Raw genomic sequence first — 23,879 nt, 5'->3', positions numbered from 1 at the left:
CATGGAGACGGTCCTGATCGAGGGGGACATCACCACGCAGCAGGTCGACGCCATCGTCAACGCGGCGAACTCCTCGCTGCTCGGCGGCGGGGGTGTGGACGGCGCGATCCACCGCGCCGGCGGGCCGGCCATCCTCAAGGAGTGCCGGGCGCTGCGCGCCTCCCGCTACCCGGACGGCCTGCCGACCGGCCAGGCGGTCGCCACCACCGGCGGTCACCTGCCGGCCCGCTGGGTGGTGCACACCGTCGGGCCGGTCTTCTCCCCGCGCGAGGACCGGTCGGTGCTGCTGCGCGACTGCTACGCCAGCAGCCTCCGGATCGCCGACGACCTGGGCGCGGCGCGCGTCGCCTTCCCGCTGATCTCCGCCGGTATCTACGGCTGGCCGGTCGAGGACGCGGTGGCGCAGGCGCTGGCCGTGCTGCACGCGGCCACCCCGGCGTATGTCGTCGAGGCCCGGCTCGTGCTCTTCGGCGCGGACACCTACGCGACCGCCGTCCGGGTCGCCGCCGGGCGCTAGTCGAGGTCGCGCAGGCAGGACCACTGGCTGCCCACCGGCCGGTAGCCGAGCCGGGCGTTGATGGCCAGCATCGGCCCGTTCGCCTCGTCGTTCGAGGTGTACGCGGTGCGTACCCCGGAGGTGGCGGCCCGGTGCAGCGCCGCCTGCTTCGCCAGCCGGGCCAGGCCGCGCCCCCGGTGTGCGGGGACCGTGCCGGTGAAGTCCGACCACATCCGGTCGCCGTCCCGCTTGACCAGGCTGACGGTGGCCAGCGTGCCGTCCACCTCGGCCAGCGTGCTGGCGTCCCGGTCCAGGCCCACGTTCTCCCAGACCTCGTGGTGCCAGATGTCATAGCCGAGCGCGTCGGTCGGTACGTCGCCCGGCTCGTCCAGCGAGGCCTCGGCGTCCACCCGGTGGATCCGGCGCGGGTCAACCTCGGCGGCCGACAGCAGCCGAACGCCGGGCGGCGGCTCGGGCATCGGCGGGGCCGGCTGGAGGTCGAGCGCGGAGTAGCGCAGCTCGCGGCTGGGCGTGAAGCCGTGCCGGCGGGCGAACGCCAGCGACCCGGGCTGGGACCAGGTGAGCAGCCGCTTCACGTCGAGCAGGCGCAGGTGGCCGAGCGCGGCGTCGAGGAGGGCCGTGCCGATTCCCCGGAGCCGGTGCGCCGGATGGACGTGCAGCGTCGCGACCTCCCCGACGCCCGCCGCGGAGGTCTGGGTGTTCCGGTACGCCGACACCCAGCCCACCACCTGCCCGTCCACCTCGGCCACCCAGGCGGCCCAGTCCTCACCGGGCGGCGGCTGGGCGATCATGCGTCGGGTCGACTCGACGCCGCGCACCAGGTAGGGGTGGACGAGGGCGCGCAGCGCCACCACACCGGGCGCGTCCTCGGGGCGGGCAGGTCGGATCAGGTCGTCGGTCATCCGGCCGACCCTAGAGCGGTCGCCCGCCACCGGCGAGGGGTTTACCGGACGGCGGCGACCGCCTCGACCTCCACGAGCTGGTCCGGGTAGCCCAGCACGGCCACCCCGAGCAGCGTGCTGGGTGGATCGTGGTCGCCGAACGCGTCCCGGACGACCTGCCAGACGGACACCAGGTCGCTGCGGTCACCGCTGGCCACGTACACCGTGGTCTTGACGACGTCGGCGAGCCCGGCGCCGGCCGCGACCAGCGCCGTCTCCAGGTTGGCCAGCACCTGCCGGGCCTGGCCCGCGGGGTCGCCGGGCGCGACGGTCCGCCCGTCGGCGTCCAGCGGGCAGGCCCCGGCCGTGAAGATCAGCCGCGCGGGCGGCGCGACCTCGGCCGCGTACGCGTACTCGGCGACGTCGGAGAGCTGGGGCGCACGGATCAGACGCACGATGCCGGTCACCGGGCGACCGTAGCGCCCGGCTGCCGCCGCCCGCGACGGGTTAAGCGGGGTCGGTCCGCTCAGGCCGAGTCGCGGACCACCAGCTCGGTGGGGAGCAGCAGCGCCTGCTCGACGTGCTCGCCCGCGGCGATCCGGAGCAGTTGCCGGGTCATGGCCCGCCCCAGCTCCACTATCGGCTGCTTCACCGTGGTCAGCGGCGGCTCGGTGTACGCCGCCGTCTCGATGTCGTCGAACCCGATCACCGCCACGTCGTCCGGCACCCGCCGGCCCGCCGCCCGCAGGGTGCGCAGCGCGGCGTGCGCCATCAGGTCGGACGCCGCGAACACCGCGTCCAGCCGGGGGTCGGCGGCGAGCAGTTGCCGCATGGCCGCCGTGCCGGACTCCCGGGTGAAGTCGCCGTACGCGATCAGCTCCGGCAGGCCGGCCGCGGCGACCGTGTCCCGGTAGCCGATCAGCCGCTCGATGCCGGCGACCATGTCCTGCGGCCCGGCGATGGTGGCGATCCGCCGCCGACCGTTCGCGATCAGGTGGCGGACCGCCTCGGCCACACCGCCCACGTGGTCGACGTCGACGTACGGCACCTCGGCGCCGTCCAGCGGGCGACCGCTGCACACCACCGGGATGCCGAGCTGGGCCAGCCGCCCGGGGAGCGGGTCCTCGCCGTGCAGGGAGGCGAACAGCACGCCGTCGACGTGCCGCCCGGTGGTGTAGCGCTCGACCCGCTCGTGCCCGGCGGGCGAGCCGGCCAGCATCAGCACGAGCTGCTTGTCGGCCGCCTCCAGCTCCTGGGCCGCGCCCCGGATGATCCCGGGAAAGACCTGGTCGTCGGAGAAGACGCGGGTGGCCGCCTCGGGCAGGACCAGGGCGATCGAGTCGGTGCGCTGGGTGACCAGGCTGCGGGCGGCGAGGTTCGGGACGTACCCCAGTTCCTCGACGGCCCGGCGGACCGCCTGCTGGATGGGCTCGGCCACGGTGGTGGAGCCGTTGACCACGCGGGAGACCGTGGCCCGGGACACCCCCGCCCGTCTGGCCACGGCCTCCAGGGTCGGTCGCTGTGCCGTCGTCATCCCCGTCACCACCACTTCGTCACAGCCCGTTCCGGGAGATCACCTCCTGGTACCACCGGGCACTCTCCTTCGGTGTGCGCCGCTGGGTCAGGTAGTCGACGTGGACGATCCCGAACCGCTTCCGGTAGCCCTCGGCCCATTCGAAGTTGTCCAGCAACGACCATACGAGATAACCGCGCAGGTCGACCCCGCGGGCGACCGCGTCGTGCGCGGCGCGCAGGTGCCCGTCGAGGTAGGCGATCCGGTCGGCGTCGGCCACCCGTCCGGTCCCGTCGGTGTCCCGGTCGGGGAAGGCCCCGCCGTTCTCCGTGATGATCAGCGGTAGCCCCGGGTGGTCGGCGGCCACCCGTTCCAGCAGCCGGGTGAGGCCGGCCGGCTCGATCCTCCAGCCCATGTCGGTGAGCGGCCCGGCCGGCGGCAGGAACTCGACGCTGCCCGCGGTGCCCGGGTACGCGGTGTTCCCGGCGCCGCCCGCCCGGCCGGCCACGTAGGTGGGCGAGTAGTAGTTGATCCCGAGCAGGTCGAGCGGCGCGGCGATCAGTTTCTCGTCCCCGTCCCGGAGGAAGTCCGGTTCGACGATCCGGCTCAGGTGGGCCAGCACGTCGTCGGGGTAGCCGGCGCCGGTCAGCGGGTCCAGGAACATCCGGTTCTGCAGACCGTCGACCAGCCGCACGGCGGCGGCGTCCGCCGCGCTCCCGACGTCCGCCGGCCGCACGTCGGCCAGGTTGAGGGTGATCCCGACGACCTCCGCGCCGGCCGTGCGCAGCGCTCGGGCCGCCAGGCCGTGCCCGAGCAGCAGATGGTGTACGGCCCGGAAGGCCGCCCCCGCGTCCCGCCCGCCGGGCGCGTGCACCCCGTTGCCGTAGCCGAGGTAGGCCGAGCACCACGGCTCGTTCAGCGTGGTCCAGGTGCGGACCCGGTCGCCGAGGCGGTGGTGCACGGCCAGGGCGTAATCGGCGAAGTGCTCGGCGGTCTCCCGGACGGTCCAGCCGCCCCGGTCCTCCAGCGCCTGCGGGAGGTCCCAGTGATAGAGCGTGACGAACGGGTCGATGCCCCGGGCCAGCAGGGTGTCCACCAGCCGGTCGTAGAAGTCCAGGCCGCGCGGGTTGACCGGGCCGGTGCCGTCGGGCCGGACCCGGGGCCAGGCGACCGAGAAGCGGTACGCCCGAAGCCCCAGCTCCGCCATCAGCGCCACGTCCTCGGCGTACCGGTGGTAGTGGTCGCAGGCCACGTCGCCGGTGTGCCCCTGGAACACCCGGCCCGGCGTACGGCTGAAGGTGTCCCAGATTGACTCGCCGCGCCCGTCCTCCCGGGCGGCGCCCTCGATCTGGTACGCGGCGGTGGCCGCCCCCCAGACGAAGCCCTCGGGGAACCGCAGCTCGGTCATGCCTTGACCGCGCCTTCCATGATGCCGCCGATGATCTGGCGGCCGAACGCGACGAACACCAGCAGCAGGGGCAGGGTGGCGATGGCGGTCCCGGTGAACACCTGGGACATGTCCTGGTAGTAGCCGTCGGACAGGGCCCGCAGCGACAGCTGCACGGTCGGGTTCTCCGGATCGTTCAGCACCGCGTACGGCCACAGGAAGTCGTTCCAGGTGGTCATGAAGGTGAGCAGGCCCAGCACGGCGGCGGCCGGGCGCAGGGCGGGCAGCACCACGTTCCAGTAGATCCGCGCGGTGTTGCAGCCGTCCATCCGCGCGGCCTCGATCAGCTCGGTGCTCACCGCCTGGCCGGCGTACTGCCGCATCATGAACACGCCGAATCCGGTGACCAGGGCCGGCACGATGACCGCCGGCAGCCGGTCGTTCCAGTTCAGCTTCGTCATGAGCAGGTACAGCGGGATCACGCCGAGCTGGGTGGGCACCATCATGGTGGCCACGATGACCAGCAGCAGCGCGTTGCGCCCGCGGAAGCGCAGCTTGGCGAAGGCGAACCCGGCCAGGGTGGAGAAGAAGACCACGGAGACGGTGACCGTGCCGGCCACGATCGCCGAGTTGATCAGCCCGGTGAGGAAGTACGCGTCGGTGTTGGTGAACAGCCGGGCGATGTTGGCGCCGAGGTTGCCGCCGGGGGTGAGCGGGGGCGGGACCTGGCCCATCGCGTCGCTGGTCCGGCTGGCCACCACGAACATCCAGTAGATCGGGAAGATCGACATCAGGGCCGTGACGGCCAGCGCCAGGTAGGTGAGCCGGCCGGCGGACCAGAGGCGGGTCATCGGGAGTCCTCCTTGCGGGCGCCGCCGCCCAGCCGGCGGAGGAGCAGGACGTTGACGGCCGCGACCACCGCGATGAGCGCGAAGAGCAGCCAGGCGATCGCCGAGCCGTAGCCGAAGTTGTAGTGCGGCGCGAAGGCGTTCTCGAACATGTACATGGTCACCGTCTGCGACTCGCGCAGCGGCCCGCCGCGGATGGCGTTGGTGCCCGAGTTGAACAGGCGGGGCTCGGTGAAGAGCTGGAGGCCGCCGATGGTGGAGATGATGACCGCGAAGATGATCGTCGGCTTGAGCAGCGGAACGGTGATCGACCAGAACTGCCGGGCCCGGCCGGCCCCGTCGATGGCCGCGGACTCGTAGAGGTCGCGCGGGATGGCCTGCATGGCGGCCAGGAAGATCAGGGCGTTGTAGCCGGTCCACCGCCAGTCCACCATGGCGGAGATGGCCACCCAGGAGGCGAGCCGGTTGGCCTTCCAGTCGACCGCGTCGACGCCGACGTGGTCGAGCAGCCAGTTGATCATCCCGAAGTCGCGGCCGAAGAGCACCGCGAAGACGATCGCCACCGCGGCGGTCGAGGTGACGTTCGGGATGAGCACCGCCATCCGCCAGGTGGTCCGGGCCCGGAGCTGCCGGTTGAGCAGGTTGGCCAGCCAGAGCGCGAGCAGCAGCTGGGGGACCGTGGAGATGACGAAGATGCCGAGGGTGTTGACGACCGAGTGCCAGAAGTCCGGATCGGCCAGCAGTTCGCTGTAGTTGTCGAGCCCGACGAACGGGTGGTCGGCGCCGAGCAGGTCCCAGTCGTGCAGCGAGACCCAGAAGGTGTAGGCCAGCGGGTAGATCCCGAAGACCCCGAAGAGCAGGAAGAACGGGGCGACGTACAGGTAGGGCGAGTACCTCGTGTCGAACCGGCTGAGCCGGGCGCCCCTCCAGGGGCGGGTGGTGCCGGGCGCCGGTGCGACCGGCGGGCGGGCGTCGAGCTGGACTGCCATGGCCCGGGACTCCTTTCCGCCGTGCGGGCGGCACCCGTCGACCGGGGACCGCCCGCACGCCTGGCTCGGGTTACTTGGCAGCGGCCTTCGTGGCGTTACCGACCGCGTCGGTCCAGCCCTGCTCCGGGCTGCGCTTGCCCAGCTCCACCGAGCGGACCGCGTTCTCCACCTCGGTGCGGACGGCCTGGTTCTTCGGGCCCATGTAGACCGGCTTCAGGTTCTTGGCGCCCTCGGCGAAGATCCGGCCGACCGGCGCCGTCGAGAAGTACGCGTTCGTCGAGTCGACGATGGCCGGGTCCGCCAGCGCCTGCGGCGAGGAGGGCAGCGGGCCCTTGGCCTTGAACGCGCCGATCTGGCCCTTGGCGCTGGTCAGGAACTTCGCCAGCTCGATCGCCTCGGCCTGGTGCTTGCTCTGCTTCGGCACCGCGAGGAAGGAGCCGCCCCAGTTGCCGCCGTTGCCGGGGACCTGGGCGATGTCCCATTTGCCCTTGGCGCCCGGGCCGGCGTTGCCCTCGATGACACCGGTCATCCAGGCCGGGCAGGCGATGGTGGCGAACTTCGACTGCTTGAACGCGGAGACCCACTCCTCCGACCACGACCCGTACTTGCCGGACAGGCCGGAGTCGATGATGTCCATGGTGGTGTCGTACGCCTGCCGGACCGCCGGGTTGCTGTCGACGACCAGCTTGTCGCTCGTGTCGTAGTAGCTGTAGCCGGTGGTGTTGCCGGCGGTCTGCAGCAGGATGGTGTTGAACGTGTTGGTCGCCGCGTCGAGGAACGACGCGCCGGTGTTCTTCGCCTTGAACTGCTCGCCGACCCTGATGTAGTCCGACCAGGTGGGCCAGAGCTTCGAGACGGCCTCGCGGTCGGTGGGCAGCCCGGCCTTGGCGAACAGGTCCTTGCGGTAGCACATGGCCATGCCGCCGACGTCGGTGCCGAGGCCGATGAGCTGCTTGCCGTCGGCGGTGAGCCCCTGGTTCCACTTCCAGTCCAGGAAGTTGCCCTTCAGGTCGGCGGCGCCGTGGTCGAGCAGGTTGACGAAGTTCTGCGGGTTGGCCTTGTACTCGACCAGCAGGCCCTCCTCGATGGCCACGATGTCGCCCGCGCCCTTGCCCGCGGCGAGCCACTGGGTGAGCTTCGGCGAGTACTCGTCCAGGTTGCTGCCGGTGCCCCGCTCGACGATCTTCACGTCGGGGTGGCTGGCCATGTACTCCTTGTAGAGCTCCTCGTAGCCGAACTGGCCGAAGACGTCGACGGTGAGCGTGACCGGGCCACCGGCGGCGGCCTCGTCGTCACCGCCCCCGCAGGCGGTGGCGCCCAGCAGCGCGGTGGTGGCGACCAGGGCCACCGCAGCCAGGCGGCGGCGCGTGAAGGTGACCATCTCTTATCTGACCCCTCTAGGTGTATCGGGTGGTGGCGGGCGGTTCCGGTACTCAGAGAGCGCTCTCACGACAGGGTGGTGGCTACCTCCGACCGTGTCAAGAGAGCGCTCTCAGAGCGTCCGGAAAAAGGCGGAGAGTGGCGCTCCGGTGGGAAACGCCGCTCTCCGCCCGATGTCCCGCACGACCCCCCGGTGGGGTCAGCCCACCCGCAGACCGTCGAGCAGGCGGCGGTCGCCGGCCACCCCGAGGGCGTCGAAGCTGATCCGGCCCATCACCGCCAGCAGCAGGTCACTGGCCGTGCCGGTGACCTGCGCGCGGGCGTGGTGCTCGTCGTGGTCCAGAATCGTCGCGGTGTCCAGCAGGGCCATCCCCTCGCCGCGCAGCCGCAGGTACCACTCCTGGGCGGCGTCGGTCGCGGTCAGCTGGACCACCCCGTGCCACTGGCCGGGCTGGATCCGCCGGCCCGCCGGCAGCCAGGTGTCCAGCACCTCGCTCACCCCGTCGGCCGCGAGCTTGGCCTCGATGGGCTCACCCGCGCCGATGGCGAGCTGGGCGTCCCAGCGGTGCACCGCGGTCTCGTGCGCCGCCCGGCGCGGCCAGAAGGCCGCCTTCTTCGGCTGCGGGGCGAAGTTCCACGCCGGGGCCTCCGGGTCCAGCCCCTCGAAGAGCGCCATGAGCCGCTCGTACTCCTGGCCGTACCACTGCGCCGAGGTGAGGCCGGCCGGCGGCTCCGGGTCGTGCCGCTCCGGGCGGCTGGCCGTCCCGGCGGTCAGCACCGTGCGGGCCCAGACGTACATCCGGGTGAGGTGGTGGGCGAGGTCGGAGACCGTCCAGCCGGGACAGGACAGCACCGGTGTCTCGGGGGGCGCCTCCGCGACGGCGGCGGCGAAGGCGGGACCCTCCGTCCGCAACGCGCCGATCCAGAAGTCCTTCGTGCCGTGCAGTCTGCTCATCGCAATCCTCCCGGGGGTGACCGGGCCACCAGTGGGTGCCGCGGCTACCCCTCAGCCTAGGGTGAGAGGCGTGTCAGACGTCTACGCCGAACCGACGACCGGAGCCGACCCGACCGACCCGGCCACCCTGGCGCGCTACACCACGCTGCGCCTCGGCGGCCCCGCCGGGCGGCTGGAGATCGCCACCAGCGCCGACGAGATCGTCCGGAAGGTCCAGGAGGCGGAGGCCCGGGAGCAGGCCGTCCTGCTGCTGGCCGGCGGCAGCAACGTGGTGATCGGCGACCAGGGCTTCCCCGGCGCCGTCGTGCTGATCCGCTCCCGGGGCTTCCAGGTGGTCGCCGAGGACGCCGACACCGTCACCGTACGTGTCGAGGCCGGCGAGCCCTGGGACGACCTGGTCGCCGCCACCGTCGAGCGCGGCTGGTCCGGGCTGGAGTGCCTCTCCGGCATCCCCGGCTCCGCCGGCGCCACCCCGATCCAGAACGTCGGCGCGTACGGCCAGGAGGTGGCCGAGACGATCACCGCCGTGGAGGCGTACGACCGCACCCGGCGCGCCGTGGTCCGGATCCCGGCGGCGGAGTGCGGGTTCGCCTACCGGGGCAGCATCTTCAAGTACAGCGACCGCTGGGTGGTGCTCTCGGTCGACTTCCGGCTCACCCGCTCCCCGCTCTCCGGCCCGGTGCGCTACGCCGAGCTGGCCCGCGCGCTCGGCGTCGAGGTGGGCGACCGGGTGCCGCTGGCGGACGCCCGGGCCACCGTGCGGCGGCTGCGCGCCGGCAAGGGCATGGTGCTCGACGCGGAGGACCCGGACACCTGGTCGGTGGGCTCGTTCTTCACCAACCCGGTGCTGGAGCGGGAGGCGTACGAGCGGCTGCGGGAGCGTGCCGCCGACCTGGGCGAGCCGCCGTCCTGGCCGTGCCCGGGGGACACGGTCAAGCTGAGCGCCGCCTGGCTGATCGACAAGGCCGGCTTCGGCAAGGGCCACACCGGCCCCGAGGGCGTCGCCATCTCCAGCAAGCACACCCTGGCCCTCACGAACCACACGGGCACCGCCAGCACGGCAGCCCTGATCACCCTGGCCCGGGAGATCCGCGACGGCGTCCAGGCCCGCTTCGCGGTAACCCTCCACCCCGAACCCGTCCTGATCAACTGCGCCATCTGACCCCCCTCCCTGGGCTGGCCCCACCCCGCCCATCGGGCCGGTGATCATGAAGTTAGTGGCGACAAACAGGACAGAAAATGCCGTTAACTTCATGATCGCCGGTGCGGCGTGGGCGGCGTGGGCGGCGCGGGCGTCGGGGGCGCGGGGGCCGGCGAGGGCGCGGGGGCCGGCGAGGGGTCAGGTGGGCGCGATGGTGGGCCAGGGGACGGTGAGTTCGCCCAGGCGCCAGCGGCGGGGGCGGTCCAGGACCGGCCAGCCGGCCGCCCGCACCGCGGCGACCGTTCGGGTCCAGCGGTCGCGGGGGCCGAAGGGGGCGTAGCCGGCGGTGGAGTGCCAGGCGCTCTGCAGGGCCCGGATCAGGTCGTGGATCGGCTCGCCGGGGACGTTGCGGTGGATCAGCGCCTTGGGCAGCCGCTCGGCGAGCTGGGCCGGGCTCTCCAGGGTGGTGAGCTTCGCGGCCAGGGTCAGCGTGCGCGGGCCGGTGGCGTCGAGCAGCACCCAGGCGCCGAGCCGCCCCAACTCGTCGCAGGTGCCCTCGACCAGCAGCCCGCCCGGAGCGAGCCGTCCGGTCACCGCGCGCCAGGCGTAGGCCACCTGGCTCTCGTCGTACTGGCGCAGCACGTTGAACGCGCGCACCAGGGCGGGACGCAACCCGGCCAGCTCGAAGCCGCCCCGGGCGAAGGTGAGCCCGGGCGGGTCGGCGGCCGGTTGGGCGGCGGCCACGCGTACCGGATCGATCTCCAGCCCGACCACCCGGACGTCGGCGCGGACGGCGGCGGCCAGCCGGGCCCGCAGCTCGACGGCGGTCACCGGGGTGGCGCCGTAGCCCAGGTCGACCACGAGGGGGTCGGCGGCGGCGCGCAGCGCGTCGCCGCAGGTCGCGGCGATCCAGTTGTCGACCCGCCGGAGCCGGTTCGGATTCGTCGTGCCCCGGGTGACAGCCCCGAGCGGCCGGACCATCAGCACCCTCCCCGTTCGCGACTGCGGGGCTCGCAGGCCCGGCTCACTCCTCGCGCTTCACGCGGTCCGGTGCACCTTGTGCTGGGCGGCCTGGGCCAGCGGGCGGACCACGAGCTGGTCGATGTTGACGTGGTGCGGTCGGGTGGCGCACCAGGCGACGCAGTCGGCCACGTCCTCGGCGACCAGCGGTTCGGCCACCCCGGCGTAGACGGCGTCGGCCCGATCGGCGTCGCCGCCGAAGCGGACCAGGCCGAACTCCTCGGTCCTGACCATGCCCGGGTCGATCTCGATCACCCGGACCGGGCGGCCGCACAGCTCCAGCCGGAGGGTGCCGGCGATCGCGGTCTGCGCGTGCTTGGCCGCCGTGTAGCCGCCGCCGCCCTCGTAGACGACGTGCCCGGCGGTGGAGCTGACGATCACGATGGTGCCGGCGCCGGACTCCTCCAGCGCCGGCAGCAGCGCCTTGGTGACGCGGAGCGTGCCCAGCACGTTGACGTCGTACATCCACTGCCAGTCGCCGACGTCGGCGGACTCCACCGGGTCGAGGCCGCGCGCCCCACCGGCGTTGTTCACCAGCAGGGTGACCGGGCCGGGCGCGGCGGCGGCCGCGGCGGCGAGGCCGGCGACCGACCCGTCGGAGGTCACGTCGCACTCCACCGCGGTGGCCGCGCCGCCGGCCGCCTCGATCTCGGCGACCAGGCCGGCCAGCCGGTCGGTACGCCGCGCGGCGGCGAGCACGTGGAAACCCTCGGCGGCCAGCCGGCGGGCGGTGGCCGCGCCGATCCCGCTGGACGCACCGGTGACGATGGCGACTGAGGTCATCCGGTCATTCTCACCCGGCGCACCGCTCCGCGCGGTGATGAGGTCCGTCACGCCCGGGACCCGCCGCGACGCATTTCCGAAGCCCGATGGGGAAGATGACATCCGGCGCGGAGGTTGACCGAGAAGCGCCGGTCGTGCGGGACGGCATCAACCGTGACAGAGGGAGCGGACGTGGCGGAATTGCACACCGGTATCGGTCGTCAGCGAGGTGCCCTGCCGTGGCCGCGGCCGCGCCGGATCGCCACCCTCTCCGTGCACACCTCGCCGCTGCACCAGCCCGGCACGGGCGATGCCGGCGGCATGAACGTCTACATCCTTGAGGTCGCCCGGCGGCTGGCCGAGGCCGACGTCGAGGTGGAGATCTTCACCCGGGCCACCTCCGGCGACCTGCCGCCGGTGGTCGAGATGGCGCCCGGGGTGAGCGTCCGGCACGTCACCGCCGGCCCCCTGGAGGGGCTGACCAAGGAGGAGCTGCCCGGCCAGCTCTGCGCCTTCACCGCCGGGGTGCTCCGCGCCGAGGCGGCCCGCCCGCCGGGCCACTACGACCTGATCCACTCGCACTACTGGCTCTCCGGGCAGGTGGGCTGGCTGGCCAAGGAGCGTTGGGGCGTGCCGCTGGTGCACACCGCGCACACCCTGGCCAAGGTCAAGAACGCCCGGCTCGCCGCCGGGGACCGGCCCGAGCCCAAGGCGCGCGTCATCGGCGAGGAGCAGGTGGTCGCCGAGTCCGACCGGCTGATCGCCAACACCCGGGTCGAGGCCCGCGACCTCATCGACCGGTACGACGCCGAGCCGGCCCGGGTGACCGTGGTGGAGCCCGGTGTGGACCTGGACCGGTTCCGCCCGGCCCCGGGCGACCGGGATGCGGCGATGCTGGCGGCCCGCCGCCGCCTCGGCCTGCCGACCGGCGGCTACGTGGTGGCCTTCGTCGGCCGGATCCAGCCGCTCAAGGCCCCGGACGTGCTGATCCGGGCGGTCGCGGCACTGCGCGAGCGGGAGCCCGCACTCGCCGACGAGGTGACCGTGGTGATCTGCGGCGGCCCGAGCGGCACGGGGCTGGACCGGCCCACCGCGCTCATCGAGCTGGCCGGCTCGCTCGGCGTCGCCGACCGGGTGCGGTTCCTCCCGCCGCAGACCGGCGACGACCTGCCCGCCCTCTACCGCGCGGCCGACCTGGTCGCGGTGCCCTCGCACAACGAGTCGTTCGGGCTGGTCGCCCTGGAGGCCCAGGCGTGTGGCACGCCGGTGCTGGCCGCCGCCGTGGGCGGGCTGGTCACCGCCGTCCGGGACGGCGTCAGCGGAGTCCTCATCGACGGCCACGACCCGGTCGACTGGGCCCGTACGCTGGCCCGCCTGCTGCCCGAGCGGCTGCGCCGGGCCACCCTGGCCCGGGGCGCCCAGCGGCACGCCCGCGACTTCTCCTGGCAGCGCACGGTCTCCGGCCTGCTCGCCGTCTACGGCGAGGCGATGGCCGAGCACCGGGTGCGGCTGGCCGGCCGGCTCGGCGACCCCGCCCTCACCTGTTCCTGGTGAGCGCCGCCGTGCCCGGCGGCCTCCGGTGGCCGGCCGTAGAGTGGGTGCGATGAGCCGCAGGAGTGAGGTCGCCGCGCTGATCGAGGCCGTCTGCGCCGAACGCGAGCTGGAGTGGGAGTCCACCGGCGAGACGTCGTACGCGGTCACCCTGCCGGGCACCCACAAGCTCAAGACGATCTGCAACCTGATCGTCGGCGAGCACGCCCTGCGGGTCGAGGCGTTCGTGATGCGCCAGCCCGACGAGCGCCGCGAGGAGCTGTGGGCCTGGCTGCTCCAGCGCAACGCCCGGATGTACGGGGTGTCCTTCTCCATCGACGCGGTCGGCGACGTCTACCTGACCGGGCGGGTCAACCTCACCGGGATCGACGAGGACGAGCTGGACCGCCTGCTCGGGGCCGTGCTGACCTACGCCGACGAGTCCTTCGACAGCATGCTGGAGATCGGCTTCGGCACCGCCATCCGCCGGGAGTGGGAGTGGCGGGTCAAGCGGGGCGAGTCGACGGCCAACCTGGCCGCGTTCGCCCACCTCTTCGAGCCCTCGGCCCCGGCCGGCTCGGCCGCCGGAGGTTCGGACCCGTCCTGACGGGTATGCCGCACCGCGCGGTGCGGCACTTGGGACCCACCGCGTGCCGAGGACGGACTGTCGAGGAGCGTGTCCCATGGCTCAGCGCAACAGCTCAAGTCGCGGCACGACTGCGACCAAACGCAAGCCGGGCAACCAGACGGCGAACACCCCGGGCATCAACGAATCCGAGATCTCCCGGATGAAGGTCGACGACATCCGGGGCCAGCTGCGTCGGCGCGGGGTCTCGGGGATCTCCGCCATGCGCAAGCCGGACCTGGTGAAGACCATGGTCCGGACGCTGCGGTCCGAACAGGGCGGGGCGGCCCGGAAGAGCACCGGCCCGGCCGGCCGGCCGGCGGCCAGGAAGAAGACGGCCGCGGCGAAGAAGACGACCGCGGCGCGCCGGACCGCACCGTCGCGGGCCAAGGCGGCACCGGCCGCGAAGGCCACCGGCGCCCGCGCGAAGGCGGCGCCCGCGAAGAAGGCAGCGGGCGCTCGGGCGAAGGCGGCGCCGGCGAAGAAGGCGGCGGGCGCCCGGGCGAAGGCGGCGCCGGCGAAGAAGACCGTAGGCGCGCGGGCGAAGGCGGCGCCGGCGAAGAAGACCGTAGGCGCGCGGGCGAAGGCGGCGCCGGCGAAGAAGGCGGCGGGCGCTCGGGCGAAGGCGGCGCCGGCGAAGAAGGCCGCGGGCGCGCGGGCGAAGGCGGCCCCGGCGAAGAAGACCGTAGGCGCGCGGGCGAAGGCGGCCCCGGCGAAGAAGACGGCGGCCGGCCGCGCGAAGGCGGCGCCGGCGAGGAAGGCGGCAGCTGCTCCCGGGCCGGCCCTGGCACGGGGTACGGCCGCAACGGCCACCCAGATCCGGAGTGGCCGGTCGGCGTCGCGATCGGTGGGTTCGTCCCAGCAGATCATGTCGCTGGACGATCGCCCCGAGCGTCCCGGGCGGAGCCTGGTGACGACCAACCACGAGGTCATCCAGCGCTGGGCCCGGGCCCGCAACGCGAAGCCGGCCACGATCGCCGGCACCGAGCGTGGCGACCGCCCCGGCGTGCTGACGTTCAACATCCCGGGATACCGGGAGAGCAGCCGGATCCGCGAGGTGAGCTGGGACGACTGGTTCCGGACGTTCGACCTGCGCGGCCTGAACCTGATCTACCAGGAGCAGCTGCGGGACGGCCGGCAGAGCAACTTCTTCCGGACCGAGAACCCGAATCGCGAGGACGGCTGAGGTTTAGGGGAATGGCCGGCGGGGATTCGCTTGTTGGCCATGGAAGAGACCGGAGCAGGGACAGCCGGATTTCCGACACGGGTGCTGTGACGGGCAAGACAGCAATCGAGGTTGAATCCGGAATCCGGGCGAACTAACTTTATTGCACCGCGCCACGCTTGGAATCGTTCGGGGGAGCGGCGGATCGATCAGATCCGCGCAAGCGAGGTGCGAGGGATCGGGTGGAGCCCACCGTTGGGGGACGGTGCCACCCGAGGAACCGGCGGCGCGAGCGGGCGACGCTTACGGGGGTGAGGGTCGCCCGCCGCCGCCGGGCGTACGGTGCGAGCGCCCATCACGACGGGGGTCGTGGTGGGCGCTCGAGCCGTTTCCGGGGACGCTCAGCGCCCCGCCGACACCGTCTCCGACCGTTCCGCCGCGGCCCGCAGCGCGGCGACCCGGCGTTCCCGCGGCGGCCCGGCCAGCAGGTGACCGGCCGCCGCGACCAGGCCCAGGGCGCCCACCACCAGCCAGTGCCGCTCACCGAGGTGCTGGAGGCTGAGCCCGCCCAGCGCCGGCGCCACGAAGGACGCGGCCGGGAAGGTCAGGTAGAACACCGACTGGTAGCGGGCGCGCAGCTCGGGCGGGGCGAGATCCGCGTTGATCTGCGCGTTCGGCGGCGCGGCGAGCATCTGGCCGACCGTCCACACCACCGCCGCGCCCAGGTAGAGCGGCAGGCCGTCGGCGACGGTCAGCGCCCCGAAGCCGAGCGCCATCAGGCCGGTGGAGACCGCCAGGACGGTCGACTTCCGGTAGGGCTCGATGAGCCGGGGCACGAAGAGCTGCCCGACCACGATCAGCGCCCCGCCGAGAGCCACCACCAGTCCGTACGCCGAGGGGCGCAGGCCGTCGCCCCGCATCGCCAGCGGCATGATCGTCGACGTCTGCATGGTGAGCACGGCCAGGAGGAAGGTCAGCCCGACGAAGGTCAGGAAGGTGCGGTCGGTCAGCGCGGTGTGCAGCCCGGGCCGCCGGCCCGCCACCGCGCGCAGGGTGACCGCCGGGCGGCGGCTCAGGGTCTCCGGGACCTTCAGCGCGATGACCACGGCCGCCGCCAGGGTCGCCGCGGCGTCGACCAGGAACAGCGCCAGGAAGCTGGCCTCGGCGAGCACCCCGGCCAGCAGCGAGGCCACCGCCATGCCCAGGTTGAACGCCCAGAACTGCAGGTTGAACGCGCGGGAGCGGCGGGCCTCGGGCACCACGTCCACGATGGCGGCGACGAACGCCGGGCTGGGCATCGAATGCACCATCCCGACCAGCGCGGCCAGCACGGCGATCACCGCCAGGTCCCGGCTGAACGCCAGCGCCACCATGAGCCCGGCCGCGACCAGGTGGGCGGCGAGCAGGGTGGCCCTCCGGCCCCACCGGTCGGCCAGCACCCCGCCGAGCAGGGTGCCGGCCGCACCACCGGCCCCGTACGCACCGACGACCAGGCCGGCGAGCGACGCCGAGGCGCCCCGCGCGGCGGTCAGGTAGAGCGACAGGAAGAGCATGGCGAACGCGCCGGCCCGGTTGATCAGCAGGCCGGACCAGAGGTACCAGAAGGTGGCGGGGAGCCCGCCGGCCGTGTCGTCCCACCAGCGCCGCAGGCCGCGCACCCGTCCTCCTGGGAAAGTTTGTTAACCGATCCGCCCTGCTGACCGTAGTGGCCCGCCCCGGCGTTCGCCTGGTGGCGCTGGTCACCACCGCCGAATGGCGTACCTCAGGAGGCGGCGCGGACCGGCTCGGCGGGCGCGGTGGCCGCGGCCTCGGCCGCCTCCGGCACCGGGGTCCGGACCACGGTGACCGGGGTGACGAGGGTGCCCGCGGTGCGGAGCCGCGCCGCGCGCCGCTCCCGGGCCGGACCGGAGATCAGGTGGGCCACCGCCATGACGGCGCCGATCACGGCGCAGCCGAGCCAGAGCGCGGTGTTGCCGGCGTGCTCCCGGACCAGGCCGCCGAGGATCGGCGCGGTGGCGCCGGCGAGCTGCCAGGAGAGCGAGAAGGCGCCCTGGTAGCGGCCGCGCAGCGCGGCGGGGGACAGCTCGGCGATGAGGGTGGCGTTGGACGGCGAGTTGAGCATCTCGCCCACCGTCCAGATCAGCACGGTGAGGCCGTAGAGCCAGGCGGTCTCGGCGAACGCGGTCAGCCCGAACCCGGCGCCCATCACCAGCGCGGCGAGCGCCAGCACGTGCGAGCGGCTCCGGCCCTTGATCAGCTTGGGTACGAAGAGCTGGCCGACCACGATGAGCACCCCGTTGAGCGCGATCACCGAGCCGTACGTGGCCGGGCTCAGCCCGGAGTCGCCCATGGCGATCGGCAGCATCGAGATGTGCTGGAGGAAGACCAGCGCGCCGAACAGGTTGAGCGCCACGAAGCCCAGGAACACCCGGTCGCCGAGGATCGTGCGCAGGGCGCCCGGGGGAGCCGCCGCGCCCTTGCTCACCGGCCCCGCCTGCGGCGACCGGGTCTCACCGACCCGGGTGAAGATGATCAGCGCGGTGACCAGCGTGGTCGCCGCGTCGACCAGGAAGAGCAGCAGGTAGCCGGACTGGGCGGCGATGCCGGCCAGCACCGCGGCGCAGGCGAAGCCCAGGTTGATGGCCCAGTAGTTGAGCGAGAAGGCGCGCAGGCGGTCCTTCTCCGGCACGACGTCGACCATCATGGCGCCGAACGCGGGCCGGGCGGCCTCGGCGAAGGTGCCCAGCAGCAGCGCCCCGAGCGCCACCGCCCAGAGCGGCCGGGCCAGACCGAGCGCCACCATCATGGTGGCCGCGCCGAGGTGCGCCGTGAGCAGCGTGGGACGGCGTCCCCACCGGTCGGTCAGGGTGCCGCCGACCGTGGTGCCGACCGCGCCGCCCACGCCCCAGAGCCCGATGACCAGGCCGGCCTGCGAGGCGGAGAAGTCGCGCTCCTGGGTGAGGTAGATGGCCAGGAAGACCAGGACGAACGAGCCGAGGCGGTTGATCAGGGTGCCGGTCCAGAGGTACCAGAAGGTCCTCGGCAGCCCGCCTGTGGTGTCCCCGAACCAGCCCCGCACCGACCGCATCCCCGCGCCCCCGTTTAGGTAATGACCGATCTATCTCCAGCGCCTTACAACCTAGTGCCGCCCCGGAACGCCGGTCATCAGCTTTTCCACGTGGCGGTCGTCACGACCCGTCCCCGCGTGTCCGCCGGCGAGGTACGGCAGGATGATCCGCATGACTGCGAGCGAAGGGCCCACCGTCGGGACGCTGGTCCTGCTGCGGCACGGCGAGAGCGACTGGAACGCCAAGAACCTCTTCACCGGCTGGGTCGACGTCGACCTGACCGCCAAGGGCGAGACCGAGGCGCGGCGCGGCGGCGAGCTGCTCCGCGAGCACGGCCTGCTGCCCGACGTCGTGCACACGAGCGTCATGCGCCGCGCCATCCGCACTGCCGAGCTGGCGCTGAACGCCGCCGACCGGCACTGGATCGCGGTGCGCCGGTCGTGGCGGCTCAACGAGCGGCACTACGGCGCCCTGCAGGGCAAGAACAAGAAGCAGACCCTGGACGAGTACGGCGAGGAGCAGTTCATGCTCTGGCGCCGGTCCTACGACACCCCGCCGCCGCCGATCGACGACGCCGACGAGTGGTCGCAGGTGGGCGACCCCCGCTACGCGCTGCTGCCGACCGAGCTGATGCCGCGTACGGAGTGCCTCAAGGACGTCGTCGACCGGATGCTGCCCTACTGGTACGACTCGATCGTGCCGGACATCCTGGCCGGCCGGACCGTGCTGGTGGCGGCGCACGGCAACTCGCTCCGCGCCCTGGTCAAGCACCTCGACGAGATCTCCGACGAGGCGATCGCCAAGCTGAACATCCCCACCGGCATCCCGCTGCGCTACGACCTGAACGCGAACCTGCGCCCGCAGGTCCTCGGCGGGACCTACCTGGACCCGGACGCGGCCAAGGAAGCCGCTGCCGCGGTCGCCAACCAGGGCCGCTGACCCGGCGACGAAGGCCCCCGGGCGACCGGGGGCCTTCGTCGTGTCCGGCTCAGGTCGCCGAGGGCGCCGTCTCGCCGGTGATCAGGTAGACCACGTGCTCGCCGGCGTTCACCGCGTGGTCGGCGAAGCGCTCGTAGAAGCGGCCCAGCAGGGTCGCGTCGATCGCGGTCTCCACCCCGTACGGCCAGTCGTCGCCGAGCAGTACGCCGAAGAGGCTCTTGTGCAGGTCGTCCATGGTGTCGTCGTCGCGGTCCAACTCGGCGGCCAGGTCGGCGTCGGGCTTCGCCAGCACCGAGGCGATCTTCTCGGCCATCCGGTCGGCGATGGCGGCCATGTCGGTGAAGACCGGGCGCAGCTCGGCCGGCACCGCCGGCGAGGGGTGCCGGCGCAGCGCCGTCTTCGCGACGTGGTCGGCGAGGTCGCCCATCCGCTCCAGGTCGGCGGCCACGTGCAGGGCGGTGATCATGGCGCGAAGGTCGGAGGCGACCGGCGCCTGCCGGGCCAGCAGGTCGCAGACCCGCTCCTCCACGTGCCGGTACAGCTCGTCGATCTCGGCGTCCCGCGCGATCACCGTCTCGGACGCGGAGCGGTCCGCGGTGAGCAGGCCCCGGGTGGCCTGTCGCATGGCCGCCCGCACCCCCTCGGCCATGTCCACCAGCAGCTGGCTGACAATCTGCAGGTCGGCCCGGAACTCGTCGCGCATCGTCACTTCCTGGGGTCGGTGTTCGCCGCTCCGACCGGATGGGCGGATACGGCGTGAGCAGGTGCGCGACCCACGGTAGGCCCGGGGAACCGGCGTCAAGATGAACGCGGGTGAACGACGCGGGACCCGCGAGTGAACATTCCCGAAAGTGAGAGTGGTTCGTCCTGTTATGCCCGATCGCCGGGTTAACAATGACCATACGATCGCCGGGTGGAATGGGCGGTGGCGGTCGCGGTGGCCGTGGCGCTGGTGACCGGGCTGGTCGCCGGCCTGCTGCTGTCCGGACGCGTCCAGGAATGGCGACGCCGGTCGGCGCCGCCGGGAGGCCAGACCTCCCGTCGCAGTTCAGGGAGGCTCGCGATTCCCGACGACCAGCAGGGCGGGCTCTCCGGGCTCGGCCGCAAGACGGTCGACGCGCTGCGCGCCGGCGTGGTGGTGCTCGACCCGGACGACATGCCGGTGCTGGTGAACCCGGCCGCCCGGGCGATGGGCCTGCTCCGCACCGGGGCCACACCCGGCTCCATCGCCGCGCACCCGTTGATCCGTACCCTCGCCGGGCAGGTCCGCCGCACGGGCGTCCGCCGCGAGATCGAGCTGGACCTGCCGCGTGGCCGCGACAGCGCGGGGGACAACCCGCTCGGCGTGCACCTGCGCGCCATGGGACTGGGCGCCGGCTACATCTCGATCGAGGCGGCCGACGTCACCGAGTCGCACCGGCTGGCCCGGGTCCGGCGCGACTTCGTGGCCAACGTGAGTCACGAGCTCAAAACCCCGATCGGTGCCCTCCAACTGCTCGCCGAGGCGCTGGTGGACGCCACCGAGCCGGCCGGCGACGGACCGGCCGAGCTGTCCGAGGACATGATCGCCGCCCGGCGGTTCGCCGAGCGGATCCAGCACGAGTCGACCCGGCTCGGCCGGCTGGTGCAGGAACTACTGGAACTGACCCGGCTCCAGGGCGCCGAGCCCCAGCCCGCGCCCGAGCCCGTCTCGCTGGACTGGGTGATCGCCGAGGTCGTCGACCGGACCCGCACCGCGGCCACCGCCCGGCACGTGGAGATCCTCGTCGACGGGCAGCGCGGGCTCACCGCGTACGGCAGCGACAGCCAGCTCGCCACCGCCGTGGCGAACCTGGTGGAGAACGCCGTCAACTACTCGGCCGAGGACACCACGGTCCGGGTGACCGCCCGGGCCTCCGACGAGCACGTCGAGATCGCCGTCGCCGACCAGGGCATCGGCATCGCCCCGAACGAGGTCGACCGGATCTTCGAGCGGTTCTACCGGGCCGACCAGGCCCGCTCCCGGGCCACCGGGGGCACCGGCCTCGGCCTGGCCATCGTCAAACACATCGCCAGCAACCATGGCGGCCGGGTGGATGTGTCGAGCACTCTTGGTGGGGGGTCGACGTTCACCCTCCGGCTGCCCGCCCGCCCACCGGACGACCTGGAGGCGACACTCTCCTCCGCTGAGATCGAGGCCGGCCCGGCCGAGCTCCGGCAGGTCTGACCGACAGGAAAGGAAACACCCCGTTGAGCCGCGTACTGGTGGTGGAGGACGAGGAATCGTTCTCCGACGCCCTGTCCTACATGCTCCGCAAGGAGGGTTTCGAGGTCTCCGTCGCCGCGACGGGCACTTCCGCCCTCACCGAGTTCGACCGGACCGGCGCCGACATCGTGCTGCTCGACCTGATGCTGCCGGAGATGTCGGGCACCGAGGTCTGCCGCCAGCTCCGGCAGCGGTCCCACGTGCCGATCATCATGGTCACCGCCCGGGACAGTGAGATCGACAAGGTGGTCGGCCTGGAGATCGGGGCCGACGACTACGTCACCAAGCCGTACTCGCCCCGCGAGCTGGTCGCCCGGATCCGGGCCGTCCTGCGCCGGCAGAGCGCCGACGCGACCGAATCGGGTGCGCCGACCCTGGCCGCCGGGCCGGTCCGGATGGACATCGAGCGGCACGTGGTGACCGTCGACGGCGCCGCCGTGCAGCTCCCGCTCAAGGAGTTCGAGCTGCTGGAGCTGCTGCTCCGCAACGCCGGCCGGGTGCTCACCCGCGGGCAGCTCATCGACCGGGTCTGGGGCGCCGACTACGTGGGCGACACCAAGACGCTGGACGTGCACGTCAAGCGGCTGCGCTCCAAGGTCGAGCCGGAGCCGTCCGCCCCGCGCTACATCGTCACGGTCCGCGGCCTCGGCTACAAGTTCGAGCCGTGACCGCCGCTCCCTGACCGCACGGCCCCGGTCGGCGGAGCGGAACGCCCCGTGCGTCTCCCGGTCCCGGTCGGCGGAGCGGAACGCCGGGTGCGTCTTCCGGCCCCGGTCGGGGGAGCGGAACGCCGGGTGCGTCTTCCGGTCCCGGCCGGCGGAGCGGAACGCCGCGTGCGTCTCCCGGCCCCGGTCGGCGGAGCGGAACGCCGCGTGCGTCTCCCGGTCCCGGCCGGCGGAGCGGAACGCCCCGTGCGTCTCCCGGCCCCGGGATACGACCATGGCGTCCCCTTGACCATGCCTGCGTGGCGGATTGTCTGGTTCGTGACGGGCCGCGGTCCGACGAGTGAACCGCGATGCATGTCTCCCGGCCCGGATGACCTCCATACCGTTCCACCGACCGCTGCCGGCGCGGCAGAACGTCCGGTTCGCGCACGCCCTCGGCCGGTGAGTGGAACCTCATGTATGTCTCCCGCGCCCGGATACCTCCATACCGTTCCACCGACGGTCCGTGTCTGGGTGCGGTGTCCGTTTCGCGGGTGACGGGCGGCATCCCGGCGGCGGAATGGCCGGCGGGTGGGGGTCGTTGTATCCGGGTGAACGACAGAGGACCACGCCCCGCCCGACGGGGTGAGCGGCCCGCGTGACGGCCCGCCGAGGCGGGACTGCCCGGCCGGGAATGACGGTGGCCCGGCGGTCGTTGTACATGGTCCCGGCGCGACGAAGAGGCCTTCGCCCCGTCCGCTGGATGATCCCCTAAGACTTTCTTGAGCGCCTGACGGTGCTTGCGCACGCCAGTGAGAGCCGACCCCCGTCGGCCCGGGTGTGCGCCAACCCCCGAATGGAGCTACCCCCATGAACACGATGCTGCGTAAGAGTGTGCTGGGTATTGCTGGTCTGGCCTTCACCGGTGGGATCTTCGCCGGTCCGGTCGCCGCCCACGCCGACGCCGCCCCCGTGCAGGGCACCACGCCGGCAGCGGTGAGCGTGCAGGGCGCCCAGTCGCACATCGAGCTGAACGGTGAGCAGACGGCCAACGCCAAGGCGATCATCGCCGCGACGAAGAAGGCCGGCCTGCCGGAGCGGGCCGCGGTCATCTCGATCGCCACCAGCCTGCAGGAGTCGAAGCTGGAGAACCTGGGCCACCTCGGCGACAAGAATGACCACGACTCGCTGGGCCTGTTCCAGCAGCGCCCGTCCAGTGGTTGGGGCACGCCGGAGCAGATCACCGACCCCGAGTACTCGACCCTGGCCTTCCTGAAGGGCCTCAAGCAGGTCGACGGCTGGGACAAGATGCCCCTGACCGACGCCGCGCAGACCGTGCAGGTCTCGGCCTACCCCGACGCGTACGCCCAGTGGGAGCAGCAGGCCACCGACATCGTCACCCACAACTGGAACAGCTGACAGCCGAACGAACGCTGGCCGGCACCCCCAAACGGGGTGCCGGCCAGCGGCGTACCCAGGGAAAGCCGCGACGGACGGATGGCGAAGGACCGCGACGGGCTGGGGGCGAGGGTGACCGGCGCAGGGAGCAAGCCCGACCGTCCGGAGCCGGTCACCCTCGCTCCCAGCCTCAACCGCTACAAACTCAGACCCGGAATCCCGCCGCCCGAGCAGCCTGGCGTTCGCGACGCCGCGAACGACGCCGCCGCAGGAACCAGAACAGGAACGCCACGAACCCGACCAGGAACACCAGCACGAGCACCGGCAGCAGGATCGCCACCACCGACATGACGGCGCTGGTCGCGTCCTCGGCGGTGCTGGCCACCGGGGCGCCGAAGCCGGCGGTGGTCGCGTTGATGACCGGGCGGGCCGCCGACTTGAGCAGGTGCACGCCGAGCGCGAGGAGCACGCCGACCACCACGGGCACCCACTGGTGCGAGGAGAAGAAGGTGTCGGTGTCCGGGTCGCTGACCGTCACCGTCTCCGAGCTGGAGCCGGCGCCGAAGGCCAGGCCGCCGGCGGTCGGCCGGACCACCGTCTGCACCACGTCGTTGACGTGGTCGACCACCGGCACCTTGTCGGCCACCATCTCGACGGCGAGCAGCACCGCGAGGATCAGCAGGACCCAGCCGTTGCCCAGCCACTGCCAGCCGCTCGGCAGCTCCATGAGGTCGGTGTAGCGCGCGAGCAGACCCATGAGCAGAAGGGGGATGTAGGCGTTCAGGCCCGCCGATGCGGCGAGCCCGGAACCGGTGAGGACTTCGAGCACGATCTCAATATCGCACCGGTACGCCAGTGGCGCTCGTCGGCGA

23 protein-coding genes are annotated in these 23,879 nt (G+C 72.9%); 9 read left to right on the top strand and 14 right to left on the bottom strand.

All coding sequences use genetic code 11. The annotated features are described in order from the left end of the window. Position 1: 1 nt before the first annotated feature. On the top strand, positions 2-517 hold the full coding sequence (locus tag ABZ452_RS11380; protein WP_357941414.1) for an O-acetyl-ADP-ribose deacetylase: 516 nt from the start codon (positions 2-4) through the stop codon (positions 515-517). Here the strand turns inward: ABZ452_RS11380 and ABZ452_RS11375 are convergent. From ABZ452_RS11375 to ABZ452_RS11340, 8 genes are all read right to left on the bottom strand, one after another. Beyond that, positions 514-1,419, bottom strand: coding sequence for a GNAT family N-acetyltransferase (locus ABZ452_RS11375; RefSeq protein WP_357941412.1), 906 nt, complete (start codon positions 1,417-1,419; stop codon positions 514-516). The genes ABZ452_RS11380 and ABZ452_RS11375 overlap by 4 nt on opposite strands. 41 nt (positions 1,420-1,460) lie before the next feature. After that, entirely contained in the window at positions 1,461-1,853 is a 393-nt protein-coding gene (locus tag ABZ452_RS11370) for a RidA family protein (RefSeq protein WP_357941985.1), read from the bottom strand. Between the two features lie 71 nt (positions 1,854-1,924). Next, the gene (locus ABZ452_RS11365) at positions 1,925-2,932 is read right to left on the bottom strand and encodes a LacI family DNA-binding transcriptional regulator (protein ID WP_357941410.1); all 1,008 of its coding nucleotides are present in this window, start codon (positions 2,930-2,932) and stop codon (positions 1,925-1,927) included. 19 nt (positions 2,933-2,951) lie between these two features. Continuing rightward, on the bottom strand, positions 2,952-4,319 hold the full coding sequence (locus ABZ452_RS11360) for a GH1 family beta-glucosidase (RefSeq protein WP_357941408.1): 1,368 nt from the start codon (positions 4,317-4,319) through the stop codon (positions 2,952-2,954). Then, a complete protein-coding gene (locus ABZ452_RS11355) occupies positions 4,316-5,149 on the bottom strand; it encodes a carbohydrate ABC transporter permease (RefSeq protein WP_357941406.1) in 834 nt (277 codons plus the stop codon). Before ABZ452_RS11355 ends, ABZ452_RS11360 begins: the two co-directional genes overlap by 4 nt. Next, entirely contained in the window at positions 5,146-6,135 is a 990-nt protein-coding gene (locus tag ABZ452_RS11350; RefSeq protein ID WP_357941404.1) for a sugar ABC transporter permease, read from the bottom strand. Before ABZ452_RS11350 ends, ABZ452_RS11355 begins: the two co-directional genes overlap by 4 nt. A gap of 70 nt (positions 6,136-6,205) precedes the next feature. Further along, positions 6,206-7,516, bottom strand: coding sequence for an ABC transporter substrate-binding protein (locus ABZ452_RS11345; RefSeq protein ID WP_357941402.1), 1,311 nt, complete (start codon positions 7,514-7,516; stop codon positions 6,206-6,208). A 198-nt stretch (positions 7,517-7,714) separates the two neighbouring features. Continuing rightward, the gene (locus ABZ452_RS11340; RefSeq protein ID WP_357941400.1) at positions 7,715-8,470 is read right to left on the bottom strand and encodes a maleylpyruvate isomerase family mycothiol-dependent enzyme; all 756 of its coding nucleotides are present in this window, start codon (positions 8,468-8,470) and stop codon (positions 7,715-7,717) included. A 70-nt stretch (positions 8,471-8,540) separates the two neighbouring features. Here ABZ452_RS11340 and ABZ452_RS11335 point away from each other — a divergent pair, with 70 nt between their 5' ends. Next, complete coding sequence (locus ABZ452_RS11335) at positions 8,541-9,632, top strand: UDP-N-acetylmuramate dehydrogenase (RefSeq protein WP_357941398.1); 1,092 nt, start codon at positions 8,541-8,543, stop codon at positions 9,630-9,632. A 177-nt stretch (positions 9,633-9,809) separates the two neighbouring features. Here the strand turns inward: ABZ452_RS11335 and ABZ452_RS11330 are convergent, their stop codons facing one another. Both ABZ452_RS11330 and ABZ452_RS11325 read right to left on the bottom strand, forming a co-directional pair. Then, a complete protein-coding gene (locus tag ABZ452_RS11330; RefSeq protein WP_357941396.1) occupies positions 9,810-10,592 on the bottom strand; it encodes a class I SAM-dependent methyltransferase in 783 nt (260 codons plus the stop codon). 57 nt (positions 10,593-10,649) lie between these two features. After that, positions 10,650-11,414: an SDR family oxidoreductase gene (locus tag ABZ452_RS11325; RefSeq protein ID WP_357941394.1), complete on the bottom strand. Its 765-nt coding sequence runs from the start codon at positions 11,412-11,414 to the stop codon at positions 10,650-10,652. A gap of 171 nt (positions 11,415-11,585) precedes the next feature. Between ABZ452_RS11325 and mshA the strand changes: the two genes are divergently transcribed. The 3 genes from mshA (at position 11,586) to ABZ452_RS11310 (ending at position 14,734) form a co-directional block, all read left to right on the top strand. After that, positions 11,586-12,947, top strand: a complete 1,362-nt coding sequence (gene mshA, locus ABZ452_RS11320; RefSeq protein WP_357941392.1) for a D-inositol-3-phosphate glycosyltransferase — start codon at positions 11,586-11,588, stop codon at positions 12,945-12,947. 49 nt (positions 12,948-12,996) lie between these two features. Further along, positions 12,997-13,530 carry a YbjN domain-containing protein gene (locus ABZ452_RS11315; RefSeq protein ID WP_357941390.1) on the top strand — a complete coding sequence of 178 codons (534 nt, stop codon included), beginning with the start codon at positions 12,997-12,999 and terminating at the stop codon, positions 13,528-13,530. Positions 13,531-13,711: 181 nt separating this feature from the next. Next, on the top strand, positions 13,712-14,734 hold the full coding sequence (locus ABZ452_RS11310) for a hypothetical protein (RefSeq protein ID WP_357941983.1): 1,023 nt from the start codon (positions 13,712-13,714) through the stop codon (positions 14,732-14,734). Between the two features lie 380 nt (positions 14,735-15,114). Here ABZ452_RS11310 and ABZ452_RS11305 read toward each other — a convergent pair whose 3' ends face one another. Beyond that, positions 15,115-16,371 carry an MFS transporter gene (locus ABZ452_RS11305; RefSeq protein ID WP_357941388.1) on the bottom strand — a complete coding sequence of 419 codons (1,257 nt, stop codon included), beginning with the start codon at positions 16,369-16,371 and terminating at the stop codon, positions 15,115-15,117. A gap of 104 nt (positions 16,372-16,475) precedes the next feature. Beyond that, positions 16,476-17,801 (bottom strand): MFS transporter, encoded by a 1,326-nt coding sequence (locus ABZ452_RS11300; protein WP_357941386.1) that lies wholly within the window; start codon positions 17,799-17,801, stop codon positions 16,476-16,478. A 151-nt stretch (positions 17,802-17,952) separates the two neighbouring features. Between ABZ452_RS11300 and ABZ452_RS11295 the strand changes: the two genes are divergently transcribed. Next, positions 17,953-18,720, top strand: coding sequence for a phosphoglyceromutase (locus ABZ452_RS11295; RefSeq protein ID WP_357941384.1), 768 nt, complete (start codon positions 17,953-17,955; stop codon positions 18,718-18,720). Between the two features lie 49 nt (positions 18,721-18,769). Here the strand turns inward: ABZ452_RS11295 and phoU are convergent, their stop codons facing one another. After that, positions 18,770-19,423 carry a phosphate signaling complex protein PhoU gene (gene phoU, locus ABZ452_RS11290; protein ID WP_357941382.1) on the bottom strand — a complete coding sequence of 218 codons (654 nt, stop codon included), beginning with the start codon at positions 19,421-19,423 and terminating at the stop codon, positions 18,770-18,772. 210 nt (positions 19,424-19,633) lie between these two features. Here phoU and ABZ452_RS11285 point away from each other — a divergent pair, with 210 nt between their 5' ends. The 3 genes from ABZ452_RS11285 (at position 19,634) to ABZ452_RS11275 (ending at position 23,028) form a co-directional block, all read left to right on the top strand. After that, entirely contained in the window at positions 19,634-20,926 is a 1,293-nt protein-coding gene (locus tag ABZ452_RS11285; protein WP_357941380.1) for an ATP-binding protein, read from the top strand. A gap of 23 nt (positions 20,927-20,949) precedes the next feature. Then, a complete protein-coding gene (locus tag ABZ452_RS11280; RefSeq protein WP_357941378.1) occupies positions 20,950-21,633 on the top strand; it encodes a response regulator transcription factor in 684 nt (227 codons plus the stop codon). Positions 21,634-22,479: 846 nt separating this feature from the next. Further along, on the top strand, positions 22,480-23,028 hold the full coding sequence (locus tag ABZ452_RS11275; protein WP_357941376.1) for a hypothetical protein: 549 nt from the start codon (positions 22,480-22,482) through the stop codon (positions 23,026-23,028). Positions 23,029-23,212: 184 nt separating this feature from the next. Here ABZ452_RS11275 and ABZ452_RS11270 read toward each other — a convergent pair whose 3' ends face one another. Then, the gene (locus ABZ452_RS11270; protein ID WP_357941374.1) at positions 23,213-23,836 is read right to left on the bottom strand and encodes a DUF4126 domain-containing protein; all 624 of its coding nucleotides are present in this window, start codon (positions 23,834-23,836) and stop codon (positions 23,213-23,215) included. Between the last annotated feature and the right edge of the window lie 43 nt (positions 23,837-23,879).

This window comes from Micromonospora sp. NPDC005707, from assembly GCF_040631005.1.
Lineage (GTDB): Bacteria > Actinomycetota > Actinomycetes > Mycobacteriales > Micromonosporaceae > Micromonospora.
This window is presented reverse-complemented; position numbering and strand designations above follow the sequence as displayed.